The 23681-nt window shown below is 73.1% G+C and carries 26 protein-coding genes and 1 tRNA gene; 18 read left to right on the top strand and 9 right to left on the bottom strand.

All coding sequences use genetic code 11. From position 1 onward, the window contains the following. The first annotated feature begins 13 nt into the window (after positions 1-13). The 9 genes from BM223_RS11225 to BM223_RS11185 all read left to right on the top strand — a co-directional run bounded on the left by BM223_RS11225 (position 14) and on the right by BM223_RS11185 (position 5365). Positions 14-502 (top strand): DUF501 domain-containing protein, encoded by a 489-nt coding sequence (locus BM223_RS11225; RefSeq protein WP_052139263.1) that lies wholly within the window; start codon positions 14-16, stop codon positions 500-502. Then, positions 495-1421, top strand: coding sequence for a Ppx/GppA phosphatase family protein (locus BM223_RS11220; protein WP_038677815.1), 927 nt, complete (start codon positions 495-497; stop codon positions 1419-1421). The genes BM223_RS11225 and BM223_RS11220 overlap by 8 nt, the downstream gene beginning before the upstream one ends. Continuing rightward, entirely contained in the window at positions 1418-2149 is a 732-nt protein-coding gene (locus tag BM223_RS11215; RefSeq protein WP_141267200.1) for a uracil-DNA glycosylase, read from the top strand. The genes BM223_RS11220 and BM223_RS11215 overlap by 4 nt, the downstream gene beginning before the upstream one ends. Next, entirely contained in the window at positions 2146-2670 is a 525-nt protein-coding gene (locus BM223_RS11210; RefSeq protein WP_038677816.1) for a glycine cleavage system transcriptional repressor, read from the top strand. Before BM223_RS11215 ends, BM223_RS11210 begins: the two co-directional genes overlap by 4 nt. Next, positions 2667-3221 (top strand): peptide deformylase, encoded by a 555-nt coding sequence (gene def / locus BM223_RS11205; protein WP_038677817.1) that lies wholly within the window; start codon positions 2667-2669, stop codon positions 3219-3221. Before BM223_RS11210 ends, def begins: the two co-directional genes overlap by 4 nt. A 19-nt stretch (positions 3222-3240) precedes the next feature. Further along, positions 3241-3315 (top strand) — tRNA-Leu (locus tag BM223_RS11200). Between the two features lie 191 nt (positions 3316-3506). After that, positions 3507-4277, top strand: coding sequence for a hypothetical protein (locus tag BM223_RS11195; protein WP_052138391.1), 771 nt, complete (start codon positions 3507-3509; stop codon positions 4275-4277). Between the two features lie 50 nt (positions 4278-4327). Next, positions 4328-4873, top strand: coding sequence for a hypothetical protein (locus BM223_RS11190; protein WP_141267201.1), 546 nt, complete (start codon positions 4328-4330; stop codon positions 4871-4873). A 186-nt stretch (positions 4874-5059) separates the two neighbouring features. Further along, positions 5060-5365 (top strand): helix-turn-helix domain-containing protein, encoded by a 306-nt coding sequence (locus tag BM223_RS11185; RefSeq protein WP_038677819.1) that lies wholly within the window; start codon positions 5060-5062, stop codon positions 5363-5365. Here BM223_RS11185 and BM223_RS11180 read toward each other — a convergent pair. The 3 genes from BM223_RS11180 to BM223_RS11170 all read right to left on the bottom strand — a co-directional run bounded on the left by BM223_RS11180 (position 5362) and on the right by BM223_RS11170 (position 7796). Beyond that, the gene (locus BM223_RS11180; protein ID WP_038677820.1) at positions 5362-5958 is read right to left on the bottom strand and encodes a ClpP family protease; all 597 of its coding nucleotides are present in this window, start codon (positions 5956-5958) and stop codon (positions 5362-5364) included. The genes BM223_RS11185 and BM223_RS11180 overlap by 4 nt on opposite strands. Next, positions 5955-6584 (bottom strand): ClpP family protease, encoded by a 630-nt coding sequence (locus BM223_RS11175; RefSeq protein WP_038677821.1) that lies wholly within the window; start codon positions 6582-6584, stop codon positions 5955-5957. Before BM223_RS11175 ends, BM223_RS11180 begins: the two co-directional genes overlap by 4 nt. A 66-nt stretch (positions 6585-6650) precedes the next feature. Further along, positions 6651-7796, bottom strand: coding sequence for an MFS transporter (locus tag BM223_RS11170; RefSeq protein WP_052138392.1), 1146 nt, complete (start codon positions 7794-7796; stop codon positions 6651-6653). A gap of 95 nt (positions 7797-7891) precedes the next feature. Between BM223_RS11170 and BM223_RS11165 the strand changes: the two genes are divergently transcribed. From BM223_RS11165 to BM223_RS11155, 3 genes are all read left to right on the top strand, one after another. Continuing rightward, positions 7892-8323: a winged helix-turn-helix transcriptional regulator gene (locus BM223_RS11165; protein WP_235319212.1), complete on the top strand. Its 432-nt coding sequence runs from the start codon at positions 7892-7894 to the stop codon at positions 8321-8323. A 34-nt stretch (positions 8324-8357) separates the two neighbouring features. Further along, on the top strand, positions 8358-9047 hold the full coding sequence (locus BM223_RS11160) for an SAM-dependent methyltransferase (RefSeq protein WP_052138393.1): 690 nt from the start codon (positions 8358-8360) through the stop codon (positions 9045-9047). Between the two features lie 117 nt (positions 9048-9164). Then, entirely contained in the window at positions 9165-10019 is an 855-nt protein-coding gene (locus tag BM223_RS11155; protein ID WP_038677823.1) for a Bax inhibitor-1/YccA family protein, read from the top strand. Positions 10020-10218: 199 nt separating this feature from the next. Here BM223_RS11155 and BM223_RS11150 read toward each other — a convergent pair whose 3' ends face one another. Then, a complete protein-coding gene (locus tag BM223_RS11150; protein ID WP_052138394.1) occupies positions 10219-11271 on the bottom strand; it encodes an SGNH/GDSL hydrolase family protein in 1053 nt (350 codons plus the stop codon). Positions 11272-11307: 36 nt separating this feature from the next. Here BM223_RS11150 and BM223_RS11145 point away from each other — a divergent pair, with 36 nt between their 5' ends. After that, positions 11308-12693 (top strand): cystathionine beta-synthase, encoded by a 1386-nt coding sequence (locus BM223_RS11145; protein WP_038677824.1) that lies wholly within the window; start codon positions 11308-11310, stop codon positions 12691-12693. Beyond that, positions 12686-13174, top strand: coding sequence for a GNAT family N-acetyltransferase (locus tag BM223_RS11140; RefSeq protein ID WP_075018560.1), 489 nt, complete (start codon positions 12686-12688; stop codon positions 13172-13174). The genes BM223_RS11145 and BM223_RS11140 overlap by 8 nt, the downstream gene beginning before the upstream one ends. On the opposite strand, the gene BM223_RS11135 is transcribed toward BM223_RS11140, so the two are convergent. Then, a complete protein-coding gene (locus tag BM223_RS11135; protein WP_038677825.1) occupies positions 13129-14043 on the bottom strand; it encodes a GNAT family N-acetyltransferase in 915 nt (304 codons plus the stop codon). The two genes, BM223_RS11140 and BM223_RS11135, sit on opposite strands and share 46 nt — an antisense overlap. A 137-nt stretch (positions 14044-14180) precedes the next feature. Here BM223_RS11135 and fdxA point away from each other — a divergent pair, with 137 nt between their 5' ends. Together fdxA and dapC are read left to right on the top strand one after the other, a co-directional pair. Next, entirely contained in the window at positions 14181-14507 is a 327-nt protein-coding gene (gene fdxA, locus BM223_RS11130; protein ID WP_038677826.1) for a ferredoxin, read from the top strand. Continuing rightward, a complete protein-coding gene (dapC, locus tag BM223_RS11125; RefSeq protein ID WP_038683918.1) occupies positions 14504-15616 on the top strand; it encodes a succinyldiaminopimelate transaminase in 1113 nt (370 codons plus the stop codon). The genes fdxA and dapC overlap by 4 nt, the downstream gene beginning before the upstream one ends. A gap of 49 nt (positions 15617-15665) precedes the next feature. Here the strand turns inward: dapC and BM223_RS11120 are convergent, their stop codons facing one another. Both BM223_RS11120 and dapD read right to left on the bottom strand, forming a co-directional pair. After that, the gene (locus BM223_RS11120) at positions 15666-16628 is read right to left on the bottom strand and encodes a VldE C-terminal domain-containing protein (protein ID WP_075018559.1); all 963 of its coding nucleotides are present in this window, start codon (positions 16626-16628) and stop codon (positions 15666-15668) included. 45 nt (positions 16629-16673) lie between these two features. Beyond that, a complete protein-coding gene (gene dapD, locus BM223_RS11115) occupies positions 16674-17615 on the bottom strand; it encodes a 2,3,4,5-tetrahydropyridine-2,6-dicarboxylate N-succinyltransferase (RefSeq protein WP_052138395.1) in 942 nt (313 codons plus the stop codon). A 57-nt stretch (positions 17616-17672) separates the two neighbouring features. Here dapD and BM223_RS11110 point away from each other — a divergent pair, with 57 nt between their 5' ends. Then, the gene (locus BM223_RS11110; protein ID WP_038677828.1) at positions 17673-18065 is read left to right on the top strand and encodes a hypothetical protein; all 393 of its coding nucleotides are present in this window, start codon (positions 17673-17675) and stop codon (positions 18063-18065) included. Between the two features lie 11 nt (positions 18066-18076). Here the strand turns inward: BM223_RS11110 and BM223_RS11105 are convergent, their stop codons facing one another. Together BM223_RS11105 and BM223_RS27875 are read right to left on the bottom strand one after the other, a co-directional pair. Next, the gene (locus BM223_RS11105; protein ID WP_038677829.1) at positions 18077-18877 is read right to left on the bottom strand and encodes an acyl-CoA thioesterase; all 801 of its coding nucleotides are present in this window, start codon (positions 18875-18877) and stop codon (positions 18077-18079) included. Positions 18878-18905: 28 nt separating this feature from the next. Continuing rightward, entirely contained in the window at positions 18906-20150 is a 1245-nt protein-coding gene (locus tag BM223_RS27875; RefSeq protein ID WP_158510188.1) for a DUF429 domain-containing protein, read from the bottom strand. A gap of 289 nt (positions 20151-20439) precedes the next feature. Between BM223_RS27875 and ileS the strand changes: the two genes are divergently transcribed. Next, entirely contained in the window at positions 20440-23655 is a 3216-nt protein-coding gene (ileS, locus tag BM223_RS11090; protein WP_038677830.1) for an isoleucine--tRNA ligase, read from the top strand. The last annotated feature ends 26 nt before the right edge of the window (positions 23656-23681 follow it).

The raw sequence follows: 23681 nt of genomic DNA, 5'->3' as shown, positions 1-23681 counted from the left end.
CGCCGACGAGGCGGTGATCGCGGCGCAGCTCGGCCGGCCGCCGCGCGGGGTGCACGCCATCGGGCACCGCTGCCCCTGCGGCAACCCCGACGTCGTCACCACCGAGCCGCGGCTGCCCAACGGCACGCCGTTCCCCACGACGTACTACCTGACCTGCCCGCGGGTGAACTCGCGGATCGGCACCCTCGAGGCCTCCGGGCTGATGAAGGAGATGCAGGAGCGGCTCGGCACCGATCCCGAGCTCGCCGCCGCCTACCGCCGCGCGCACGAGGCCTACCTGGCCGACCGGGCCGCGGTGGGCGCGGCCGGCGGCTTCGACGTGCCCGAGATCGACGGGATCTCCGCCGGCGGCATGCCCGACCGGGTCAAGTGCCTCCACGTGCTGGCCGGCCACGCGCTGGCCGCGGGACCGGGCGTGAACCCGCTCGGCGACGAGGTGCTCGAGATCCTCGGGGAGTGGTGGGCGAAGGGACCGTGCGTCGCGCCGTCGGCCGATGAGTGAGGCCGTCGCCGCGATCGACTGCGGCACCAACACCATCAAGCTGCTGGTCGGCGACCCCGTGGGCGATCCCGACGGCGTCCGCCGCGAGAGCCGGATGATCCGGCTCGGCCAGGGCGTCGACGCGACCGGGCGGCTGGCGCCCGAGGCGCTCGAGCGGGCCTGGGTCGCCATCGACGAGCTCGCCGCGATCATCGCCGAGGCGGGCGTCCCGCCGGAGCGGATGCGCTTCTGCGCCACCTCCGCGACCCGGGACGCGTCGAACGCGGCGGAGTTCGCCGCCGGTGTGCGCGCCCGGCTGGGCATCGACCCCGAGGTCCTCTCCGGCGAGGAGGAAGCACGCCTCGCGTTCGCCGGCGCCGTGCGCGGGCTGCCCGACGCGGGTCTCGCCGCCCCGACGCTCGTCGTCGACATCGGCGGCGGCTCGACCGAGCTCATCCTGGGCGACCCGGCCTCCGGGCCGAGCGCCGCGTTCTCGATGGACATCGGCTCGGTCCGGCTCCACGAGCGGCACGTGCGCACCGACCCGATCAGCACTGACGAGATCGCCGCCGTCACCGCCGACGTCGACGCGGCGCTCGACGCCTGCCCGGTCGACCCTGCCGCGGCCGCCTCCGTCGTCCTCGTGGCCGGCACCAACACGACCGTTGCCGCGGGCACGCTCGGCCTCGCGGCGTACGACCGCACGCTGATCCACGGCCGGACGCTGCCCGTGGGCGACGTCCTCATCCAGGTCGGGCGGCTGCTCGGCATGACGGTGGCCCAGCGCCGCGAGCTCGGCTGGATGCACCCCGGCCGGGCCGACGTGATCGACGCCGGTGCGCTCATCGTCTCCCGGGTGCTGCAACGGCTCTCGGTGTGCTCGGTGCTCGTCGCCGAGACCGACATCCTCGACGGGATCGCCTGGTCGCTGGTGCGATGACCGATCCCGCGGAGGCGATGGCGCGGCTGGACGACAGGATCAGCCGGTGCCGCCGCTGCCCGCGGCTGGTCGCCTGGCGCGAGCAGGTCGCGCGCGAGAAGCGCGCGGCGTACGCCGACGAGGAGTACTGGGGGCGTCCGGTGCCCGGCTTCGGGCCGGCCGACGCCCGGATCCTCCTCGTCGGCCTGGCCCCCGCCGCGCACGGCGCCAACCGGACCGGCCGGATGTTCACCGGTGACCGGGCCGGCGACTGGCTGTTCGCCTCGCTGCACCGGGTCGGCCTGGCCAACCAGGCCGAGAGCGTCGCGATCGGCGACGGGCTCGCGCTGCACGACGTCCGGATGGCGGCGCCGATCCGGTGCGCGCCACCGGCCAACCAGCCCACGCCCGAGGAGCGCGACACCTGCGCGCCGTGGCTCGACCGCGAGCTGGCGATCCTGCGGCCGTCGCTGCGGGTCGCGGTCGCGCTCGGTGCCTTCGGCTGGCAGGCGGCGCTCACCGCGCTCGGCCGGGCCGGCTGGGCGGTGCCGCGGCCGAAGCCGCGGTTCGGGCACGGCGCCGAGGTGGTGCTGCCGTGGGCCGGACGCAGCGGGTCCGGCGCGGGCGTCGTCCTGCTCGGCTGCTTCCACCCCAGCCAGCACAACACGTTCACCGGCCGGCTCACCGAGCCGATGACCGACGAGGTGCTGCTGCGGGCCCGGGAGGTCGCTGAGACAATGGGCCGGTGAGCACCGACCTGTACGCCGTCACCGTCCTCGGCCACGACCGTCCCGGCATCATCGCCGCGACCACTGCGGGCCTCGCCGAGCTCGGGCTCAACATCGAGGACTCCACGATGACCCTGCTCCGGGGTCACTTCGCGATGATGCTGCTGTGCCGCGGCGCGGCCGACGGCGCCGCCATCGAGCGCGCGCTCGCCCCGCTGGCCGCCGACGGCGACCTCGACGTCGCCGTCCGCCCGGTCGCCGACGAGCCCGCCCCCGCCGCCGGCGGCACCTCCTGGGTGCTCACGGTCCACGGTGGCGACCGCTCCGGCATCGTCTCGGCCGTCATCGCCGAGGTCGCCGCCGTCGGAGGCAACATCACCGACCTCACCACCCGTCTGTCCGGCGACCTCTACCTGCTCGTCGCCGAGCTCGCGCTGCCCGTCGGCGCCGACGTCGACGCGGTCGCGACCGCCATCCGCACGGCCGCCGAGCGGGTCGGCGTCACCGCCACCCTCCGCCCGGCCGAGGCCGACGAGCTGTGAGCAGCGAGCGGGTCGCGGCCTGGACCGAGGCCGAGCTCGGCGTGCCCGGGCGGGTGCTCGAGGTGGTCCGCGCGCCCGAGGGCGTGCTGTCCGCCCGCGGCGCCGACGTCGACCCCACCGCCGCCGACATCGTCCAGCTCGCCGCCGACCTCGTCGCCACCATGCGCGTCAGCCCCGGCTGCGTCGGCCTCGCCGCCAACCAGGTCGGCGTCGGCGTCCGGATGTTCTGCGTCGACGTCGTCGAGCACCCCAAGACCCGCACCCACCACGGCACCTTCGTCCTCTGCAACGCTGAGGTCGTCGAGTCGAGCCGCAACGAGAAGGCCCGCGAGGGCTGCATGAGCGTCCCCGACTTCACCGGCGACGTGAAGCGCGCCTCGCGCCTCACCGTCCGCGGCCAGCTGCCCGGCACCGGCGAGACCGTCTCGTTCGCCACCGACGCCTTCGAGGCGCGCGCGCTGCAGCACGAGATCGACCACACCGACGGCTTCCTGTTCCTCGACCGGGTCGCCGGGGCGCACGCGATCTACCCGCGCCAGACCTACTTATGAGCCGGCTCGAGAGCGTCCCGCCCCCGTATCCCAACCGGTAGAGGAAGCCGCCTTAAAAGCGGTCCGAGTGTGGGTTCGACTCCCACCGGGGGCACCGGTTCGAGGGTCTCCTCACGTCTGGTCGATGTTCCTGGGAGGCAAGACGGGTCGGAGATGACGCGGAGAGTCGTTGGGAGTGGCGTTCTCCCTTGCGGTGGCAGCCGGGTTCATCTCGGGAAGTGCGACGGCGGCGGAGTCGGACGGCGCGCGTCCGGCCGATGCGGCTGCGGAGCACACGGCACAGTCGTGGCGGCGGCAGCGCCGGCGGACTCCACGGTCGTCTCGGACGAGCGGGTGGCGGCGAGCGCTGACGACGACGGGGCGACACTGCAGGCGGGCGTCGCCGTGCTCCCGGCGGACGGTCAGGGTGTCGTCGTCGCGGACCAGGGGTCCGTGACCATCGGACTTCCCGGGGAGCTGCCGGTCGACTCCGCGCAGGTGACCGACGACGGCACGGTCGTCTACCCGGGTGCGGACGACCAGGAGGCCGCGGTCGTGGTGGCCAGCACCTCGGTCTCCGTGGCGCTCCAGGTCGTGCTGCCGGACGCCAGCGCCCCGACGCGCTACACCTTCGACATCGGGGGCGCGACGCCGGTGCTCGCTGAGGACGGTTCGGTGGAGCTGCTGGATGCCGACGGCGCGCTGGTCGGTCTGGCGGGTGCGCCGTGGGCGACGGATGCTCACGGGCAGCCGGTCGCCACGCACTACGAGGTCGACGGGCGCTCGCTGGTGCAGGTCGTCGCCCCCGAGGGCGCCGTGTTCCCGGTCGTGGCCGATCCCGACTTCATCTTCGTCGCCAAGTGTTCCGCCGCCATCGCGCTGTTCGCGGCCGAGAACGCCGCGATGATCGGCAAGTTCTGGAGGGTTTTCAAGAGCACCAAGCAGCTGATCAAGCTCTTCAAGGACATCCGCAAGATGTCCAAGGGGAGCAAGATCAGCTACCTCAAGAGCAAGCTCGGTAGCATCGCATCCGAGATGAGCGGCCTCGGCGACCTCGTGTCTCGCTGCACTCCATGAGCGACGCCCGGGGCGTCAGGAACTCCGAACCAGGCGTGCAGGGAGATGACGTGGACGCGCACACCCGTCGCCAGATCCGGCGCAAGGTGACGCTGGAGTCGATGAGCCTGGCCGTCCCGATCGCTGCGGCGTTCTTCTTCTCGGGCGAGCTCATCGTCGCCTGGCCACGACGAGCGAGTCTCCTGCTTGCAGCGGGCGTGGCGGTGGTGCTGGTGTCCTTCTGGATCTGGCACCGGCGCCGCTACCCGGCCAGCATCGCAGCGCCCTCGCAGGAGAGCGAGGACGAGGCGGGTGCGGACGAGGACGAGGACGACGACGGCAGGTGGGACGTCTTCACCCTCCTTCTGCTGGGGGTGAGCCTCGTGGCCGTCGTGCTCGTCGGTGTGGTGGGCCGGTTCATCCTGCCGTTGCTCGTGATCGTCCTGTTCGGCGTGGGATACAGCGGCTCCGACCTCGGGCACGTCGTGGTGGCGGCCGGTTGCATGCTGGCGGTCTCGTTCGTGCTCGAGTTCGGGATCGTGCTCCCGCTGAGCAAGCGGTGGAACCTGGCCATCGACGAGGATCCTCGGCCGCGTGAGGACTTCTGCCCGAAGTAGGCCTCGGCCTCGGGGCTCGGAGTCAGCCGGCGCGACGCACCGCCAGCGCGTCGACCTCCAGTCGTGGTGGAGCGGCGCGGGCGTGCTCGTGGGCCGAGCCCAGGTCCCGTGCCGGCTGACTTCTGCTGACAGCAGAACTCCCCGCAGACGCCCCGGACGGGCTCGGGCGCCGACCTACGATGAGGCATGGCCGAGGAGCAGAGGGCGGCAGAGCCGCTGTGGCGTGACGTGCTGGGACGACGACTGCGGGACCTGCGCCGCGAGCGCGAGGAGACGCTGACCGAGACGGCGCGCCGCGCGGGCATCTCGCCGCAGTACCTCTCCGAGATCGAGCGCGGCATCAAGGAGCCCAGCAGCGAGATGATCGCCGCCGTGGCCGGCGCGCTCGGGCTCACGCTGCTCGACCTGACGGCCGCCATCGCCGGCGACCTGTACGTCGTCCAGGCCGCCGGCGGGCTGCGCTCGGCCTCGGCCTTCGCGCTCGCGGCCTAGCGGGGCTCGCGCTCCTCGATCACGTGGTCGAGGAGCCCGTAGTCGCGCGCGGCCGCCGCGGTGAACACCCGGTCGTGGTCGGTGTCGGCGCGCAGGGTGGCGGTGTCCTGGCCGGTGTGCCGGGACAGGATCTGCTCGATGTCCGCGCGCACCCGGACCACCTCGTCGGCCTGCAGGATGAGGTCCGGGATCGCGCCGCGGCCCTGGGCGGCGGGCTGGTGCAGCACGATCCGGGCGTGGGGGAGTGCCGCGCGCTTGCCGGCTGCGCCGGCGGCGAGGAGGACCGCGCCGACCGCGATCGCCTGGCCGACGCAGGTCGTCGCGACCTGCGGCCGGATGTACTGCATCGTGTCGTGGACGGCGAGCATCGCGCTCGGGTCGCCGCCCTCGCAGTTGATGTAGAGCTGGATGTCGCGGTCCGGGTTGTCGGCCTCGAGGTAGAGCAACTGGGCCACGAGGGTGTTCGCGACGCCGGCGTCGATCGCCGTGCCGACGTACACGACGCGCTCGGTGAGCAGGTGCGAGTAGACGTCCATCACCCGCTCCCCGCGCGGGTGCTGGGCGATGACGTTGGGGACGAGGTAGCTGTTCACCGGGCCGCTCCCGTCGTGAACGTGCCGAGGCCGACCGGTCGCCGGTGCGGGGGGACGACGGCGTCGAAGCTCGTCACCACCTCGTCGACGAAGCCGTAGTCGAGGGCCTGCTGCGCGGTGTACCAGCGGTCGTGCAGGGAGTCCTCGAAGATCCGCTCGAGCGGCTGGCCCGTGTCGGCGGCGATGAGGCCGAGGACGGTGTCGCGGGTGTGGCGCAGGTCCTGGGCCTGCAGCTCGATGTCGACGGCGGTGCCGCCGATCCCGGCCGAGCCCTGGTGCATGAGCACCCGCGCGTGGGGCAGGGCGCGGCGCCGTCCGGGCTCCCCGGCGGAGAGCAGGAACTGCCCGGCGCTGCAGGCGATCCCGAGCGCCAGCGTCGAGACCGGGCAGGGGACGAGGCGCATCACGTCGCGGATCGCCAGCATCGCGGGGACCGAGCCGCCGGGGGAGTGGATCCACAGCGCGATCTCCGCCGTGGGGTTCTCGGCCGCCAGCGCGATCACCTGGGTGGCCAGCAGCATGCCGTTGTCGTCGTCGAGCGCTCCGTCGAGGACCAGGACGCGCTGCTGGTACAGCTCGCGTCGTGCCCGGTCGTCGAAGAGGCGGGGGCCGTTGTCGTTGCTCATGGCGCCACCCTCCGTGGCGCAGGGCCGGCGGACCAGGCGGTTCCGCCCACAGCGGCGGCGCTCCGCTCACAGCAGCGTGGCCGCCCCGAGCGCGCCGACCGCGAGCACCGCGCCGAGGACGCTGGACGCCGCCCACCCGCCGGCCGCGTAGGCCGCGGCCGTCGTCGCGGCACCCAGTGCGGAGCCGAGCGAGTAGAAGACCATGTAGCCGCCGATGACGCTGCTCGCGCGCTCCGGGTGGGCGCGGGTCAGCCGGTGCTGGTTGTCCACGTGGACCGCCTGGACGGCGAAGTCGAGGAGCACCACGCCGGCGCCGAGGACCCACAGCGACCACGAGGCCTGGGCGATCGCCAGCCACGAGACGACGAGCAGGACGAGCGCCGTCGTGGTCGTGGACCGTCCGCGGCCGGCGTCGGCCCAGCGGCCGGTCCGGGCGGCGCCGAGCGCTCCGGCGAGACCGGCGAGGCCGAACAGTCCTACCTGCGTGGCGCCGAGGTGCCAGGGCCGGTCGGCGAGCGGCAGTGCCAACCCGCTCCACAGCGTGCCGAACGAGGCGAAGAGGAAGAACGCGACCAGCCCGCGCGAGAGGAACAGCCGGTCGCGCAGCAGCATCCCGAACCCGCCCACCACCGCCCGGTACGACGTCCGCGCGGACCGCCGGTCGCGCGGCAGCACGACCAGCACGAGCACGGCCAGCACGACGGAGGCCAGCGCCAGGACGGCGTACACGCTGCGCCAGCCGGCGGCGTCCGCGAGCACGCCCGCGACCATCCGCACCCCCAGGATGCCCAGCACGACGCCGCTGGTGACCACGCCGATCGCCCGGCCGCGCTCGGCCGCAGGGGTCAGGTCCGCGGCGTACGCGACGGCGGTCTGCACGACGACGGCGAACAGCCCGGTGGTCGCCAGCCCGGCGAGCACCACCCCCGCCGAGCCTGCGACGGCGACCAGCGCGCTCGCCGTACCGGTGAGGAGGAGGTGGCCGGCCAGCAGCCGGCGCCGGTCGGCCAGGTCGCCGAGGGGGACCAGCGTGACCAGGCCGACGAGGTAGCCCAGCTGGCCCGCGGCGACGATCCAGCCGAGCGTGCCGTCGTCGATCCCCAGGTCGGCGCCCATCGTGACGAGGACCGGCTGGGCGGCGTAGATCGTCGCGACGGCGACGGCGCAGACCGCCGCCAGGAGGAGGGTGCGCGCCCTCGGGTGGTCGTCCATCGGCCTCGGCTCCTTCGGTTTCAGATTGCAACTGTTTCCCGCGAGCCTAGGGGAGGTATGGTTGCGATCTGAAACCGAAGAGAGTGAGGGCGAGCGTGGACTGGACGGACCCGGAGTGCCCGGTGGCGCGCACGGTCGACCTCGTCGGCGACCGGTGGAGCCTGCTCGTCGTCCGGGACGCGATGGACGGGGCGCGGTCGTTCGGCGACTTCCAGCGCCGGACCGGGATCGCCCGCAACATCCTGTCCGACCGGCTGCGCAAGCTGACCGAGCGCGGCGTCCTCGTGCGCGGCCCGGGGCCGACCGGAAAGCGTCCCGTCTACGAGCTCACCCCGGCCGGCGCGGACCTCTTCGCCGTCGTCGTCGCGCTGCGCCAGTGGGGGGAGCGGCACGCCTTCGCCGACGGCGAGGCGCACTCGACCCTGGTCGACGCCGAGGGCCGCCCGGTGCCCCCGCTCGTGCCCGTCGACGCCGCGGGAGCGGCGCTGCCGGCGGGCCGTTCGCGCGTCGTCCACGTGGAGGGTTGACTTCAGGTCCACCTGAACCGGGAGCATGGCTCCCATGCACCGTCACCACCACGACCACGAGCACGACACCTCCCCGGAAGCCCTCCGCGAGGCGCTGAGCGCCGCCTTCTGGGACGAGCGGTACGGCGGCAGCGACCGGGTGTGGAGCGGCCGGCCCAACCAGCGGCTCGTCGAGCAGGTCGCCGACCTGACCCCCGGCACCGCTCTCGACGTCGCCTGCGGCGAGGGCGGGGACGCCGTCTGGCTCGCGAAGCAGGGTTGGAAGGTGACCGCGGTCGACGTCTCCGAGGTCGCGCTCGCCAAGGTCGCCGCGCACGCCGAGGACGAGGGCGTCGGCGACCGGATCAAGATCGGCTTCTACGACGCCCTGGCCGACCCGCGCCCTGCCGGCCGGCACACGTTCGACCTGGTGACGGTCAGCTTCCTGCACGTCCCGCAGCCCGACTTCGCCGACATCTACCGGGGCATCGCGGACGCCGTCGCCCCCGGCGGCCGGCTGCTCGTCACCGCGCACCACCCCGAGGACGTCACGACCGGCGCCCGGCACGACCACGGCCCCGGCCTGATGTTCGAGCCGGACCGCGTCCTGGCGACCCTCGGCGCCGACGACCCGGACGGTCCCTGGGAGGTCGAGGCCGCCGCCACGCCGACCCGCGAGCAGGCCACGGAGGACGGGCCGCTCGCCGTCCGCGACACCGTCGTCCGGCTGCGCCGGATCCGCTGAGGATTGGGGAACCTTCTAACGCGCTCGCGCGTTCCCCCGGTAACACGCCTAGACTGAAGGCGGAGGGGCAGCCACCTGGCCGCCCAAGCAGACTCACGACAGCCTGCGGAGGAGACCATGCAGAGCAACAACCCCGTGTTCCGGCGCTCGGAAGAGTTCAACCGGAGCGGAGCAGCCGCCTACCAGGGCTTCGGCCAGGCCCAGAACGGCTACGACGCCTACGGCCAGCCCGGCACCCTCACCCCCGAGGCCCCCACGCGCGAAGGCCGGATGACGATCGACTCCGTCGTCCAGTCCACCGCCATCACGCTCGGCGTCACCATCATCGCCGCCGCCGTGACCTGGTTCGTGACGCCCAGCGTCGCCGACGACCCGAAGGCCGCCCTCCCGGCGCTCTCCGGCGCCATGATCGTCGGTGCCGGCCTCGCCTTCGTGCTGTCGCTCGTCAACTCGTTCAAGCGGGTCGTCAGCCCGGCCCTGGTCATCGCCTTCGCGCTGGCCGAGGGTGTCGCGCTCGGTGCGCTGAGCAAGATCTACGACGCCGCCTTCGGCGCCGACTCGGGCAGCTACGGCGGCATCGTCATGCAGGCCGTCGTCGGCACCTTCGCGGCGTTCGCGGGCACGCTCGCGGCGTACAAGTTCTTCGACATCAAGGTCGGCCAGAAGTTCCGCACCTTCGTCGTCGCCGCGATGTTCGGCATGGTCGCGCTCGGCCTCATGGAGCTCGTCCTCAGCCTGTTCCACTCCCAGCTCGGCCTCTTCGGCTTCGGTGGCCTCGGCCTCGTGTTCTCGGTCGTCGGCCTGGTGCTCGGTGTGTTCATGCTGATCCTGGACTTCGACTTCGTCGAGCAGGGCATCGCCAACGGCCTGCCGGAGCGCGAGTCGTGGCGGGCCTCGTTCGGCCTGCTCGTCAGCCTGGTCTGGATCTACACCAACCTGCTCCGGATCCTGGCGATCCTCCAGCAGGACTGAACCAGTCGCGGTCGGGGCCGCTCGGTGCATCGCACCGGGCGGCCTTCGCCGTTTTCGGGGCGCGGGAGTTTCGCCGGTCGACCGGCGAAACTCACACTTGACCGACGAAGTATCAGCGGTCAGGTGTGAGTTTCATCGGTCAAGTCCCCGCCGGAACCGCCGTGCGCGCCGGCCCGACCCCGCGTCGCCCGACCGCCGATCAGCTGTGCTCAGGAGCCGTCGTGCTGTCCGGGGCGGGGGCGTCGTGACCCTCGTGCTCGTCCGGCGCCTCGCCCGGCACGTGCCGGCGGCTGCGGCGGTGGCGCAGCTCGACCCAGAGACCGCGGACGCCGGCGCGGCGGCCGCCGATCTCGGTGCCGTCGAGCTCGGTACCGGGCTCGTTGACGGCCTGGACGGCGGCGCGGGTGACGGGCAGGACGCGCTCGCCGCGGAAGGCCTCGAGCATCGTCTCCTCGTCGGGGACCTGCTCGAGGGCGGCGAGCACCGACGGCACCAGGACGCCGGCCAGGGCGCGGTAGCCCTCGACCGAGGGGTGGAACTGGTCGGGGCCGAAGAGGAGGGCCGGGGCGGCGGCGAACTCGGGGCCGAGGATGTCGCCGAGGGAGACGGTCCGGCCGCCCTCCTCGATGACGGCGATGGTCTGGGCGGCGGCGAGGCGGCGCGACCAGGCGCGGGCGACCTGGCGCAGCGGCGGGGCGATCGGCTGGACGGTGCCGAGGTCGGGGCAGGTGCCGACGACGACCTTGCCGCCGGACGCCATCAGCCGGCGGACGCCGTCGGAGAGGTGGCGCACCGAGTGCGAGGGCCGCACGGTGTGGGTGACGTCGTTGCCGCCGATGAGGATGACGGTGACGTCGGGCTCGATGGGCAGGGCCCGGTCGACCTGGGCCGCGAGGTCGGAGGACTTCGCGCCCACGACGCAGAACTCGCGCAGGTAGACGCGGCGGTCGGCGTGCTCGGCGACCGCGCTGGCGATGAGGGCGCCGGGGGTCTGCTCGACCCGCTCGGCGCCGTAGCCGGCGGCGCTGGAGTCGCCGAGGACGGCGATCTTGATGGCCGGGCCCGGGCGGCCACGGCCGTACCAGCCGGTCGCGTCCGGCGGCGGCTCCTCGCGGGCGGGGCCGATGGTCTTGCGCGCCAGCTTGGCCTCGGCGCTGAGGACGCCGTACAGGCCGGCGCCGAGCGCGGACAGTCCGCCGCCGCCGTAGAGCGCGGCGGCGGCGAGCTTGCGGGCGGCGGACGCTTTGCTCACGCGGCAATGCTACGGAGGGACCGATACGGTGACCTCATGGAGTACGTCGAGTCCCTGCTGCAGCTGATCGGCAACACCCCGCTGGTCCGGCTCAATCGTTCCCTCGACCTTCCCGCCGACGGACCGTTGGTGCTGGCGAAGGTGGAGTACCTCAACCCCGGCGGTTCGGTGAAGGACCGGATCGCCACGCGCATGATCGAGGCCGCCGAGGAGTCCGGCGCCCTCCAGCCCGGCGGCACGATCGTCGAGCCGACGTCCGGCAACACCGGCGTCGGGCTCGCCATGGTGGCCCAGCAGAAGGGGTACAAGTGCATCTTCGTGTGCCCCGACAAGGTCAGCGAGGACAAGCGCAACGTCCTCAAGGCGTACGGCGCCGAGGTCGTCGTCTGCCCCACGGCGGTCGCGCCCGAGCACCCCGACTCCTACTACAACGTGTCCGACCGGCTCGCGAGCCAGCCCGGCGCCTGGAAGCCCGACCAGTACTCGAACCCCCACAACCCGCGCTCCCACTACGAGGAGACCGGCCCCGAGCTGTGGCGCCAGACCGAGGGGCGGATCACGCACTTCGTCGCGGGCGTCGGCACCGGCGGCACCATCTCCGGCATCGGCCGCTACCTCAAGGAGCAGAACGCCGGCGTCCAGGTGATCGGCGCCGACCCGGCCGGCTCGGTCTACTCCGGCGGCACCGGCCGCCCCTACCTGGTCGAGGGCGTCGGCGAGGACTTCTGGCCCGAGACCTACGACCGCGGCGTGGCCGACCGGATCATCGAGGTCTCCGACGCCGACTCGTTCGCCTTCACCCGCCGCCTGGCCCGTGAGGAGCAGATGCTCGTCGGCGGCTCGTCCGGCATGGCGGCCTTCGCTGCCCGCCAGCTCGCCCAGGAGCTCGCCGCCGAGGGCAAGAACGACGCGGTGATCGTCGTCCTGCTGCCCGACTCGGGCCGCGGCTACCTCAGCAAGGTCTTCAACGACGACTGGCTCGCCCAGTACGGCTTCAGCACCGGCCAGCCGCGCCCCGCGCAGACCGTCGGCGAGGTGCTGCGCGGCAAGTCCAAGGGCCTGCCCGCCCTGGTCCACACGCACCCCAACGAGACCATCGCCGAGGCGGTCGCGATCCTCCAGGAGTACGCCGTCTCGCAGATGCCCGTCGTCCGCGCCGAGCCGCCGATCGTGGCGGCCGAGGTGGCCGGCTCGGTCTCTGAGCGGGCGCTGCTCGACGCGCTGTTCTCCGGCAAGGCCCGGCTGACCGACCCGGTCGAGCAGCACATGTCGGAGGCCCTGCCGACCATCGGCTCGACCGAGGACGCGACGGCCGCCGTCCCGCTGCTCGAGTCGGCCGACGCGGTGCTGGTGCACGAGGACGGCAAGCCGGTCGGCGTGCTCACCCGGCACGACCTGCTGCTGTTCCTGGCGCGTGGCTGAGGCCGTCGGCCCGATCCGTCCGGCGACGCCGGAGGACGTCCCCGACGTCCTCCGGCTGATCCGGGCGCTGGCGACCTACGAGCGCGAGCCCGACGCCGTCGCGACCACCGAGGACGACCTGCACCGCTGGCTGTTCGGCGACGACCCGGTGGCCAGCGTGCTGGTCGCCGAGGCCGGCGGCCGGGTGGTGGGGATGGCGCTGTGGTTCCGCAGCTACTCGACGTGGACCGGGCAGCCCGGGATCTACCTCGAGGACCTCTTCGTCGAGCCCGAGCAGCGGGGGAGCGGCCTGGGCCGCGCACTCCTGGCGGCGCTCGCCCGGATCGCCGTCGAGCGCGGCTATGCGCGGGTCGAGTGGGCGGTGCTCGACTGGAACGCCCCGTCGATCGCGTTCTACGACGCGCTCGGCGCGACGCCGATGTCCGAGTGGGAGACCTACCGGCTCACCGGTCCGGCGCTCGCGGAGCTGGCCGGCGCGTAGTAGCGGCACCCGTGGTGCGCGGCGAACCCCAGCGCCTCCCAGAACGCCTGCCCGCCCGGGTTGTCGGTCTCGACGTGCAGCCACGCGGTGAGCGCCCCCTGCTCGGCAGCCCAGTCGAGCAGGCGCGAGACGACGGCGGCGCCCAGCCCCCGGCGCCGGTACGACGGGTCGACGGCGAGCCCGTGCAGGCCGACCCAGTCGCGGTCGAGCGCCGCGTGGCCCTCGGCGACGGGGTCGCAGCCGGTGCCCGCCGCGGCGATCGCGTGGGGGCCGGTGCCGGTCAGCTCGACCGGCAGCGCGGGCGCCGAGGCGGACGGCGGCAGCGCGCGCCGCACCCGGGAGACGGAGGCGAGCCAGAGCTCGGACGCGCCGACCGGGAGCGGCTCCCAGCCGGCGGCGGCGACGGCCGCCTCGACGTCCGAGCCGGTCTCGACCTGGACGAGCGGGTCGCGGTCGCGGGCCGCGTAGAACGCCGCGACCTCGGCGAGCGCGTCGGGGACCGGACGGCCGGGCTCGCCCATCGCCAGGCACGAGTTGGCGCGCTTGCGGAGCCGGCCGACGGGGGCGGTCTCGTGGCGCAGCACCCAGGCGCCCAGGGGAGCGGTCTCGACGGTGGGCCACAGTGCGGCGGTGTGGCTCTCGGCGTCGCGCGCGCTCACCCGCATCCGGACCGGCGGCCGCGGTGGGACCGGCTTGCCGGAGACGACGTCGGCGAGCACGATCCGGACCTGCTCGCCGTCGGCGCGCTCGACCAGGCAGCTGTCGGCGTCCCAGGCCAGGCAGGTCCCGAGGACGTCGGTGAAGGCCGGTCCGCCGCTCGGTCCGGTCTGCCCGCGCAGCACGCGGCGGACGACGATCCGCTGCCCCACGACGTGGGGTCCGAGGAGATGACGTCCAGAATCCGGGGGTCTGCGCGCATCGGGCACGCCGGGGATACTAGGCTGGCCCCGATACGAAACACATTCGTGTCTGACTTTTGCCGCTAGTCCTGGTCCAGGAGGAACCGATGACCTACATCATCTCGCAGCCGTGCGTCGATGTTAAGGACCGTGCTTGCGTCGATGAGTGTCCGGTCGACTGCATCTACGAGGGCAAGCGGATGCTCTACATCCACCCCGACGAGTGCGTCGACTGCGGTGCCTGCGAGCCGGTCTGCCCGGTCGAGGCGATCTTCTACGAGGACGACGTCCCGGAGGAGTGGAAGGACTACTACGACGCCAACGTGAAGTTCTTCGACGACCTCGGCTCGCCCGGCGGTGCCGCCAAGATGGGCGAGATCGACAAGGACGCCGAGTACGTCGCTGCGCTCGAGCCGCAGAACCAAGACCACTGAGCACCGCGGTCTCGGGCCGCCTGCCCGACTTCCCCTGGGACAAGCTCACCGGGTACGCCGAGCAGGCGCGCGCGCACCCCGGCGGGATCGTCGACCTCTCGATCGGTACGCCGGTCGACCCGACGCCCGCCGTCGCGCGCCAGGCGCTGATCGACGCTGCCGACGCCCCGGGGTACCCGCTCACCGTGGGGGTCCCGGAGGTCCGGCAGGCCGTCGTCGAATGGCTGGCCGGAACCCACGGCGTGACCGGGCTCGGCCTCGACCAGGTGCTGCCGCTGATCGGCTCCAAGGAGCTCATCGCCTCGCTGCCGACCCACCTCGGCCTCGGGCCCGGTGACCTGATCGGCTACCCGGAGCTCGCCTACCCGACGTACGAGGTCGGGGCGGCGCTCGCCGGTGCCCGTGCGCTCGCGACCGACGCGCTCACCGCGTTCGGCCCCGAGACGCCGAAGCTGCTGTGGCTCAACTCGCCGTCGAACCCGTCGGGCCGGGTGCTCCCGAAGGAGCACCTGAAGAAGGTCGTCGACTGGTGCCGCGAGCGCGGCGTGCTGCTCGTCTCCGACGAGTGCTACCTCGACTGCGTCTGGGAGGGCGAGGCGTACTCCGCCCTGCACCCCGACATCTGCGGCGGCTCCTCCGACGGCATCCTGATCGTCCACTCGCTCTCGAAGCGCTCAAACCTGGCCGGCTACCGCTGTGCGTTCGTCGCCGGCGACCGCTCGGTCATCGCCGAGCTGCTCGCCGTCCGCAAGAACCTCGGCCTGATGATGCCCGCGCCCCAGCAGCACGCGATGGCGGCCGTCCTCGGCGACGAGGCCCATGTCGCCGAGCAGCACGAGCGCTACCGCGCCCGCCGTACCCGGCTGCGGGCGGCGCTCGAGGCGGCCGGCTACACGATCGACCACTCCGAGGCCTCGCTCTACCTCTGGACGACCAAGGGCCCCGACGGCCCCGACTGCTGGCAGCTCGTCGCCGACCTCGCGGCCCAGGGCATCCTGGTCGCGCCGGGCGCGTTCTACGGCGCCGCCGGCTCGCACCACGTGCGGATCGCACTCACGGCGACGGACGAGCGGATCGACGCGGCGGTGGAGCGGCTCACACCTGCTTGATCGTCACGGTGCGGATCGCGCGAGCAGCGCCCCCGTGTCCAGGGCAGGCTCAGCGGAAGACGTCGATGTGGACGTGATCGCGGTGCTCGAGCACCTTCCGGTCACCCGCTGACGAGGCCGGCGAGTAGTCGCGCCAGCCCTGGCGCCCGGCGGTCCAGATCTTCGCGTCGAAGATGACCGTGCGGATGTCGAGGCGGGCCGCGTTGGCGACGGCCCAGTGCGCCAGCGCCCAGCCCTTGACGTTGTTGGCCTTGGTGATCGGGCGGACGAAGACGTCGATCGCGCGGCCGTCGTAGTGGGCCGAGCCCTCCATGTGGCCGCTGCTGACGCCGCCGGGGGCGTAGCCGCCGAGAGAGAGTCGGCCGAAGTGCCGCAGCAGGTCCTCCCGGACGGCGTCCGCCCGCGGTGTCAGCCCGCGCGCGGTCAGCTCGGTGTCGGCCGAGGGCGCGCCGCCGTCGAGGTCACAGCTGAAGCTGGCGGGGGAGTGGCCGGTCAGCGCCGAGGCGAGGGCGCGACCGTCGGCCTCGTGGTCGGCGTACGCGTCGGGGTAGGCGGAGCGCTGCACGGTCTGCGCGGCGACGGTGATCTCCATGCCCTCGTAGCCGTCGACCTCGACCAGCGCGTCGTAGAACGCGTTGGTCGAGTAGGTCGGGTCGAGGATCTGGCGGCGGGTGCCCCAGCCCTGCGAGGGGCGCTGCTGGAAGAGGCCGATCGAGTCGCGGTCGCCGTAGTCGATGTTGCGGAGCTTGGACTCCTGGTAGGCCGTCGCCAGCGCGATCGACGTCGCCCGCGCGGGCAGCCCGCGCCGGACCGCGATCGCCGCGATGAGCGAGGCGTTCTCGGCCTGCTCGCCGCTCAGGTCGACGGTGTGGTCGGCCACGGTGACGGTGCAGTCACCGTCGGGGCCGCCGACCAGGTCGTCGGTCACCCGCAGCACGACGATGCCGATCGTCACGACCGCCGCCACCACGGCGACACCCGCGACCACCGCCGCCACCGCGCTCCTCTTCACCTGACCCAGTGTCCGGAGAGGCAAAAACGCGCGTCGAGCGACGCGTCAGTTGGCGTGCAGCGCCGCGTTGAGCGCGATGCCCTCGCCCTGCCACGGGACGGCCTCGATGGCGCCGGAGACCGAGTTGCGGCGGAAGAGGACGTTGCTGGCGCCGGAGAGCTCGCGTGCCTTGACCACCCGGGCGTCGCGGCCGGGCTCGAGGACGGTGACCTTGGTGCCGGCCGTGACGTAGCAGCCGGCCTCGACGACGCAGTCGTCGCCGAGGGAGATGCCGACACCGGCGTTGGCGCCGAGCAGGCACCTCTGGCCGATGGAGATCGTCTCCTTGCCGCCGCCCGACAGGGTGCCCATGATCGAGGCGCCGCCGCCCACGTCGGAGCCGTCGCCGACGACGACGCCGGCCGAGATCCGGCCCTCGACCATCGAGGTGCCGAGGGTGCCGGCGTTGAAGTTCACGAAGCCCTCGTGCATGACCGTGGTGCCCTCGGCCAGGTGCGCGCCGAGGCGGACCCGGTCGGCGTCGGCGATCCGGACGCCGGAGGGGATGAGGTAGTCGACCAGGCGCGGGAACTTGTCGACGCCGTAGACGGTGACGTGCTGGCCGGCGGCCTGGAGCCGGGCGCGGGTGAGCTCGAAGCCCTCGACCGCGCACGGGCCGGCGGAGGTCCACACGACGTTGGTGAGCAGGCCGAAGATGCCGTCGAGGCTCTGCCCGTGGGGCGCGACCAGGCGCGACGAGAGCAGGTGCAGGCGCAGCCAGACGTCGGTGGTCTGGGCCGGGGCGGCGGCCAGGTCGGCGATCTCGACCAGGTTGACCTTGCGGGTGACGCCGCGGGCCTCGTCGGCGCCCTCGAGCGCGAGCAGGTCGGCGGGCGCCTGCGCGTCGGCGGGCTTGGTGCCCAGCGCCGGCGCGGGGAACCAGGTGTCGAGGACGGTCGCGCCGTCGGCGGCGTACGTGGTCAGGCCGAAGCCCCATGCGGAGGTCACGTGAGGAGAGTCTAGGGGGCCGGGGAACCGCCGCCGTCCCCGCGTCGTCGGACGGACATGGCACGCGGACCCCGGCTCCTGCTCGCTCTCCTGGCGCTCCCGGGCGCGCTCCTGCTCACCGCCTGCGGGGACGACGGCCCGGTCGAGCTGGACGTGACCGTCCAGGACTGGAGCGGCTGGTCGCGCGAGCAGCCCGAGCCCGAGCGCTTCACCCGGACCCTGGCCGAGGGCGACTCGTTCACCGTCGACGTGCTCGGCGAGGACGAGCTCGAGGTGACCGTCGTCCAGGTCGACGGCGGCGAGATCGCGCTCGAGACCAGTGCCCGGCTCGCCGTGGACGGCGGCCTGCGCGACCTCGCGACGTCGTTCTCGTTCGACCGCGGCGGCAGCATCGAGCTCGAGACCCCCACCCTCGACGCGGGGACGCGGATCACGCTCGCGGAGCAGTGAGCGCGGCCGGCTCAGCCGTCGGCGAGGATCGCGAGCTGCCGGCTCTGCGCGAGCAGGCGGCCCTGCTCGTCCCACAGCTCGACGTCCTCGTCGTGGTAGCCGGAGAGCACGTGGCGCGAGGTGACGTGCCCGAGCGCCCACACCGTGCCGGGCTCGACCCGGCGCCGGAAGTGCACGGTGAGCTGGATGGTGGCCGAGGCGAGGTGACCGATCTCGGCGGTCACCGGCGGGAAGGCGTCGACCATGGCGCCGGCCAGCAGCGCGTCGACCGGCCGCTCGTCGGCGGCGCGGATCCAGCACAGCGACTCGGTGATGCCGGAGGGCTGGCCCGCGAGCCACCCGGGGGCGGCCGGCGCGCGGTAGGTGTAGCGGTCGAGGATCGGCACCATGCCCTCGGGCACGAGCGCGCTCACGTCGGCGCAGTCGGCCGGCGCCGGGACGTCGGGCGCGGCGTGCGGCGTGTGCTCGAACGTGCCGGCGGCGTCCCAGTCGTGGGTGCTGACGACGGCGTGCGCGATCTCCTTGTCGTCCTGGACCAGCACCGCGTCGTACGTCGAGACGCGGCGGCCGGCGCGGACCTCGCGGACCGCGATGTCGGCCGGTCCGGCCGTGGCGGGGCGGAAGTAGGTGATCGCGATCGTCAGCGCGTCGGGGTGCTTCGACTCCTGGAGCACGGCGTGGAGGAGCAGCGCGAGGATGTAGCCGCCGTTGGGCGTCTGGTTCGCGGTGTGCCAGTCGGCCGTGAGCTGGACCCGGTGCCGGCCGTCGGCGAGGCGCTCGGAGGCGACGGCGTCGTCGAGGAGGTGGTTCACGGACCCATCCTCCCGGAGGGCGCCGACATCACTCGCCGGTGGTGCCGTCGATGCACTCGCGGAGCAGGTCGGCGTGCCCGCAGTGCCGGGCGTACTCCTCGATCATGTGCACCAGGATGTCGCGCACGCTCGCGGTCTCGGTGCCCTCGCGGAAGGTGACGACGTCACCGAGCGTCGCGTCGGTCTGCTGGTCGAGCCAGGCGTCGGCGATCGCGACCTGCTCGCGCCAGGCGGCGTCGGCCGCGTCGACCGCCTCCTGGGTGGCCTCGACCTGGGCGAAGCCGGCGTCGCCGTCGTCGTCGTGCAGCCGCGGACCGGGCCGGCCCTGGAGCGCCATCTGGAACCAGAAGTGCTCGACCCGCGCCATGTGCCGCACCATCCCCAACAGGCTGAGCCGGCTCGGCGGCACCGAGCGGCGGGCCAGGTCGGCGGGGGAGAGGCCGGCGCACTTGCGGGCCAGCGTCTCGCGGTAGACGCCCAGGTAGTCGCGGTAGTTCGCGAGCTCGTCGGTCGGGGGCGCCGGCAGCGGCCGGACCGGCGGTGCCGGCGCGACGATGTAGCCGTCCTCCCACTCCTGCAGGCTCGGGTAGACCTGCAGCGACTCGGGACGCTCGTGCCAGCGCCAGGCCAGGTGCGCGCACAGGATGCCGTCGAGCTCGTCCTCGACCGCGTTGAGGTCGCCCTGCGTCCCCGCGTCCCGGACGGCGGCCGCGAGCGCCGCCCAGCGCGCGTGACCCCCGAGCCCCAGCTCGGTGATGGTCTCGAGGTGGCCGACCAGCTCGGCGAACGCGGCCCGGCGCACGTCGAAGGGGAACTTCGACTTGTAGGTCAGCCGCTCCGGCAGCGCGAACAGCGCCACCATCGCGGGGTGCGGGTAGACCTCGATGCACACCGGCCAGCCGACGCTGCCGCGGTGGGTCGGCGCGACGCTCCAGCCGAAGCGCTCGGCGAGCACCTTCGCGCGCGGCTCGGCCATCCCGGGACGGCCCCGGTTGGCGGTGTGGGCGCCGATCTTGAACGTCCCGTAGGCCCGGCTGATCGCCGTCTCCGCCGGCCGCTGGCCCGTCTCGTTGGGCACCAGCAGCGGCGCGTCGACCGCGGCCACCACGACCGTGCCGGGCAGCCCCTCGACCCACGCCGCGATCTCGTCGTCGGACGACACGGTGGTGCTGTCGACCAGCGCTCCGGCCCGGTCGACGGCGGCGAGGCCGGTGCGGCCGTTGACCCAGGCCAGGTCGATCCCGACGAACAGCTGCTGCTCCGAGGCGCTCACCCGCCCCACCCTAGGAGCAAACCGGTTTCCCGATCGGGCGCACCACGCCCTACGCTGGGGGACAAGGCGTTCGAGCCGTCATCAGCGGCGAGCCCCGGGAAGAAAGGGTTTCGGCAAGCTCAACCACCGAGACCTCAGTAGAACCCGGCGGGTGGGCCCGTCACAGCCTGCAACGAGCGGTCGTCCCCGTCACCGGCGGGAGCGGCAAGCGAGGTGGTACCGCGGCAGACGTCGTCCTCGTGGGTTTCGACAAGCTCAACCACCGGACGCACCGCAGGAGACCGCCACCATGACCTATCCCAAGGTCACCACCGACCCGACCGCCGGCCAGGGTGCCGTCCCGAGCTCGCCGCGCTTCCCCGCGATCGAGGAGGGGGTCCTCGCCTACTGGGCCGAGGACGACACCTTCCGGGCGAGCGTCGCGCAGCGCGACCCGGGCAGCAACGGCGAGAACGAGTTCGTCTTCTACGACGGCCCGCCGTTCGCCAACGGCCTGCCGCACTACGGCCACCTGCTCACCGGCTACGTCAAGGACATCGTCCCGCGCTACCAGACCATGCGCGGCAAGCGCGTGGAGCGCCGCTTCGGCTGGGACACCCACGGGCTGCCCGCCGAGCTCGAGGCGATGCGCCTGAACGGCATCAAGACCACCGACGAGATCGTCGAGATGGGCATCGACAAGTTCAACGACGCCTGCCGCGCGTCGGTGCTCAAGTACACCGGCGAGTGGCGCGACTACGTCACCCGCCAGGCGCGCTGGGTCGACTTCGACAACGACTACCGGACCATGAACCCCGAGTTCATGGAGTCGGTGCTGTGGGCGTTCAAGAGCCTGTTCGACAAGGGCCTGGTCTACGAGGGCTTCCGGGTCCTGCCGTACTGCTGGAACGACGAGACGCCGCTGTCGAACCACGAGCTGCGGATGGACGACGACGTCTACCAGATGCGCCAGGACCCCGCCGTGACCGTGGGCTTCCGCATCACCACGCCGGGCCCGTTCGAGGGCGCCAAGCTGATGATCTGGACGACGACCCCGTGGACGCTGCCCAGCAACCTCGCGGTGATGGTCGGCTCCGACATCGACTACGTCGTCGTCGAGCACGACGGTGACCGTCTCGTGCTCGCCGAGGCCCGCCTGGCGGCGTACGCCCGCGAGCTGGGCGACGAGCCGGCGATCACCTGGCAGGGCAAGGGATCCGACCTGCTCGGGCTGACCTACGCGCCCCCGTTCGCGTACTACGCGGGCCACGAGAACGCCTTCCGCGTCGTCGCCGCCGACGAGGCCGTGACGACGACCGACGGTACGGGTCTCGTGCACAGCGCCGGCGCGTTCGGTGAGGTCGACAAGGAGGTCACCGACCGCGAGGGCATCGAGCCGGTGATGCCGGTCGGCAAGGACGGCCGGTTCACCGCGCCCGTCACCGAGTACGCCGGCATGCTGGTCTTCGACGCCAACCCGCACATCATCGACGACCTCAAGAGCACCGGCGGCGCCGTCACGCCGGGCACGCTGCTGCTGCGCCGCGAGACCTACGACCACTCGTACCCGCACTGCTGGCGCTGCCGCGAGCCCCTGATCTACAAGGGCGTGAGCAGCTGGTTCGTCGAGGTGACGGCGTTCAAGAAGCGGATGGCCGAGCTCAACCAGGAGATCCGCTGGGTCCCCGAGCACATCAAGGACGGCCAGTTCGGCAAGTGGGTCGACAACGCCCGCGACTGGTCGATCACCCGCAACCGCTTCTGGGGTTCGCCCGTCCCGGTGTGGAAGTCCGACGACGAGGCGTACCCGCGCATCGACGTCTACGGCTCGTTCGAGGAGATCGAGCGCGACTTCGGCCGGCTGCCGCGCAACGCCCAGGGGGAGCGCGACCTGCACCGCCCGTGGGTCGACGAGCTGACCCGGCCCAACCCCGACGACCCGACCGGCAAGTCGACGATGCGCCGGGTCACCGACGTCCTCGACGTGTGGTTCGACTCGGGCTCGATGTCGTTCGGCCAGGTGCACTACCCGTTCGAGAACGCCGAGTGGTTCGAGCAGCACTTCCCGGCCGACTTCATCGTCGAGTACATCGGCCAGACCCGCGGCTGGTTCTACACGCTGCACATCCTGGCCACCGCGCTCTTCGACAAGCCGGCGTTCTCGTCGTGCATCAGCCACGGCATCGTCCTCGGCTCCGACGGCAACAAGATGTCGAAGTCGCTGCGCAACTACCCCGACGTCTCGGAGGTCTTCGACCGCGACGGCGCCGACGCGATGCGCTGGTTCCTGATGGCCTCGCCGATCCTGCGGGGCGGCAACCTCGTCGTCACCGAGCAGGGCATCCGGGACGCCGTGCGCCAGGTGATGATCCCGCTCTGGAACACCTGGTACTTCTTCGCGCTCTACGCCAACGCCGAGCAGTACGACGCGGCCGGGCGCACCGACTCGACCGACCCGCTCGACCGCTACCTGCTCGCCAAGACGCGCCAGTACGTCGAGAAGCTCACGGGCGAGCTCGACGACTATGCGATCGCCGACGCCTGCGAGACCACGCGGACCTTCCTCGACGTGCTGACCAACTGGTACGTCCGCCGCTCGCGGGAGCGGTTCTGGGAGGGCAAGCCCGAGGCGTTCGAGACCCTGGCCGCCGTCCTCGACGTGGTCTGCCGCTCGGTGGCCCCGCTGCTGCCGCTCACCACCGAGGAGATCTGGCGCGGCCTGACCGGCGGCCGCTCGGTGCACCTGGCCGACTGGCCCGACGTGTCGGCGCTGCCGGCCGACGACGCGCTCGTCGCCGCCATGGACCAGGTCCGCGAGGTCTGCTCCGCGACGTCGGCGCTGCGCAAGGCCGCCAAGCTCCGCAACCGGCTGCCGCTCTCGGCGCTCACCGTCGTGGTCGACGACCCGGCCGCGCTCGAGCCGTTCGCGGCGATCGTCGCCGACGAGGTCAACGTCCGCGCCGTGCGCCTGCTCGCCGCCGACTCCGACGAGGCGGCCGGCTACGGCGTCGAGCAGAAGCTCAGCGTCAACGCCCGCGCGGCCGGCCCGCGCCTGGGCAAGGACGTCCAGCTCGCGATCAAGGGCTCGAAGTCCGGCGACTGGTCCGTCGCCGCCGACGGCACGGTCACCGCCGGCGGCCTGGCCCTGGTCGAGGGGGAGTACTCCCTCGAGACCGTCGTCGGCGACGCCGCCGAGGGCACCGCCACCGGCATGCTCCCCAGCGGCGGCTTCGTCGTCCTCGACACCGTCGTCACGCCCGAGCTCGCCGAGGAGGGCCTGGCCCGCGACCTGGTCCGCGCCGTGCAGCAGCTGCGCCGCGACAGCGGACTCGACGTCACCGACCGGATCGAGCTCACCGTCTCCGGCGGTGCGCCGGTGCTCGCCGCGGCCCGCGCCCACGAGGCGCTCATCGCGGGCGAGACCCTCGCGACGTCGTACACGGTGGCGGAGGAGGGGGCGCCCGGCGCCACCGAGGTCGTCGTCGGCGACGGCGAGAAGGCGGCGCTCAGCCTCGAGCGCGCCTGAGCCGGCCTGCCCGCGCCCGGCGCTGC

Origin of the sequence: Pimelobacter simplex (genome assembly GCF_900114845.1) — a bacterium.
Taxonomy (GTDB): domain Bacteria; phylum Actinomycetota; class Actinomycetes; order Propionibacteriales; family Nocardioidaceae; genus Nocardioides; species Nocardioides simplex.
The sequence above is the reverse complement of the archived record's forward strand: the minus strand, read 5'-3'. Positions and strand labels throughout refer to the sequence as shown.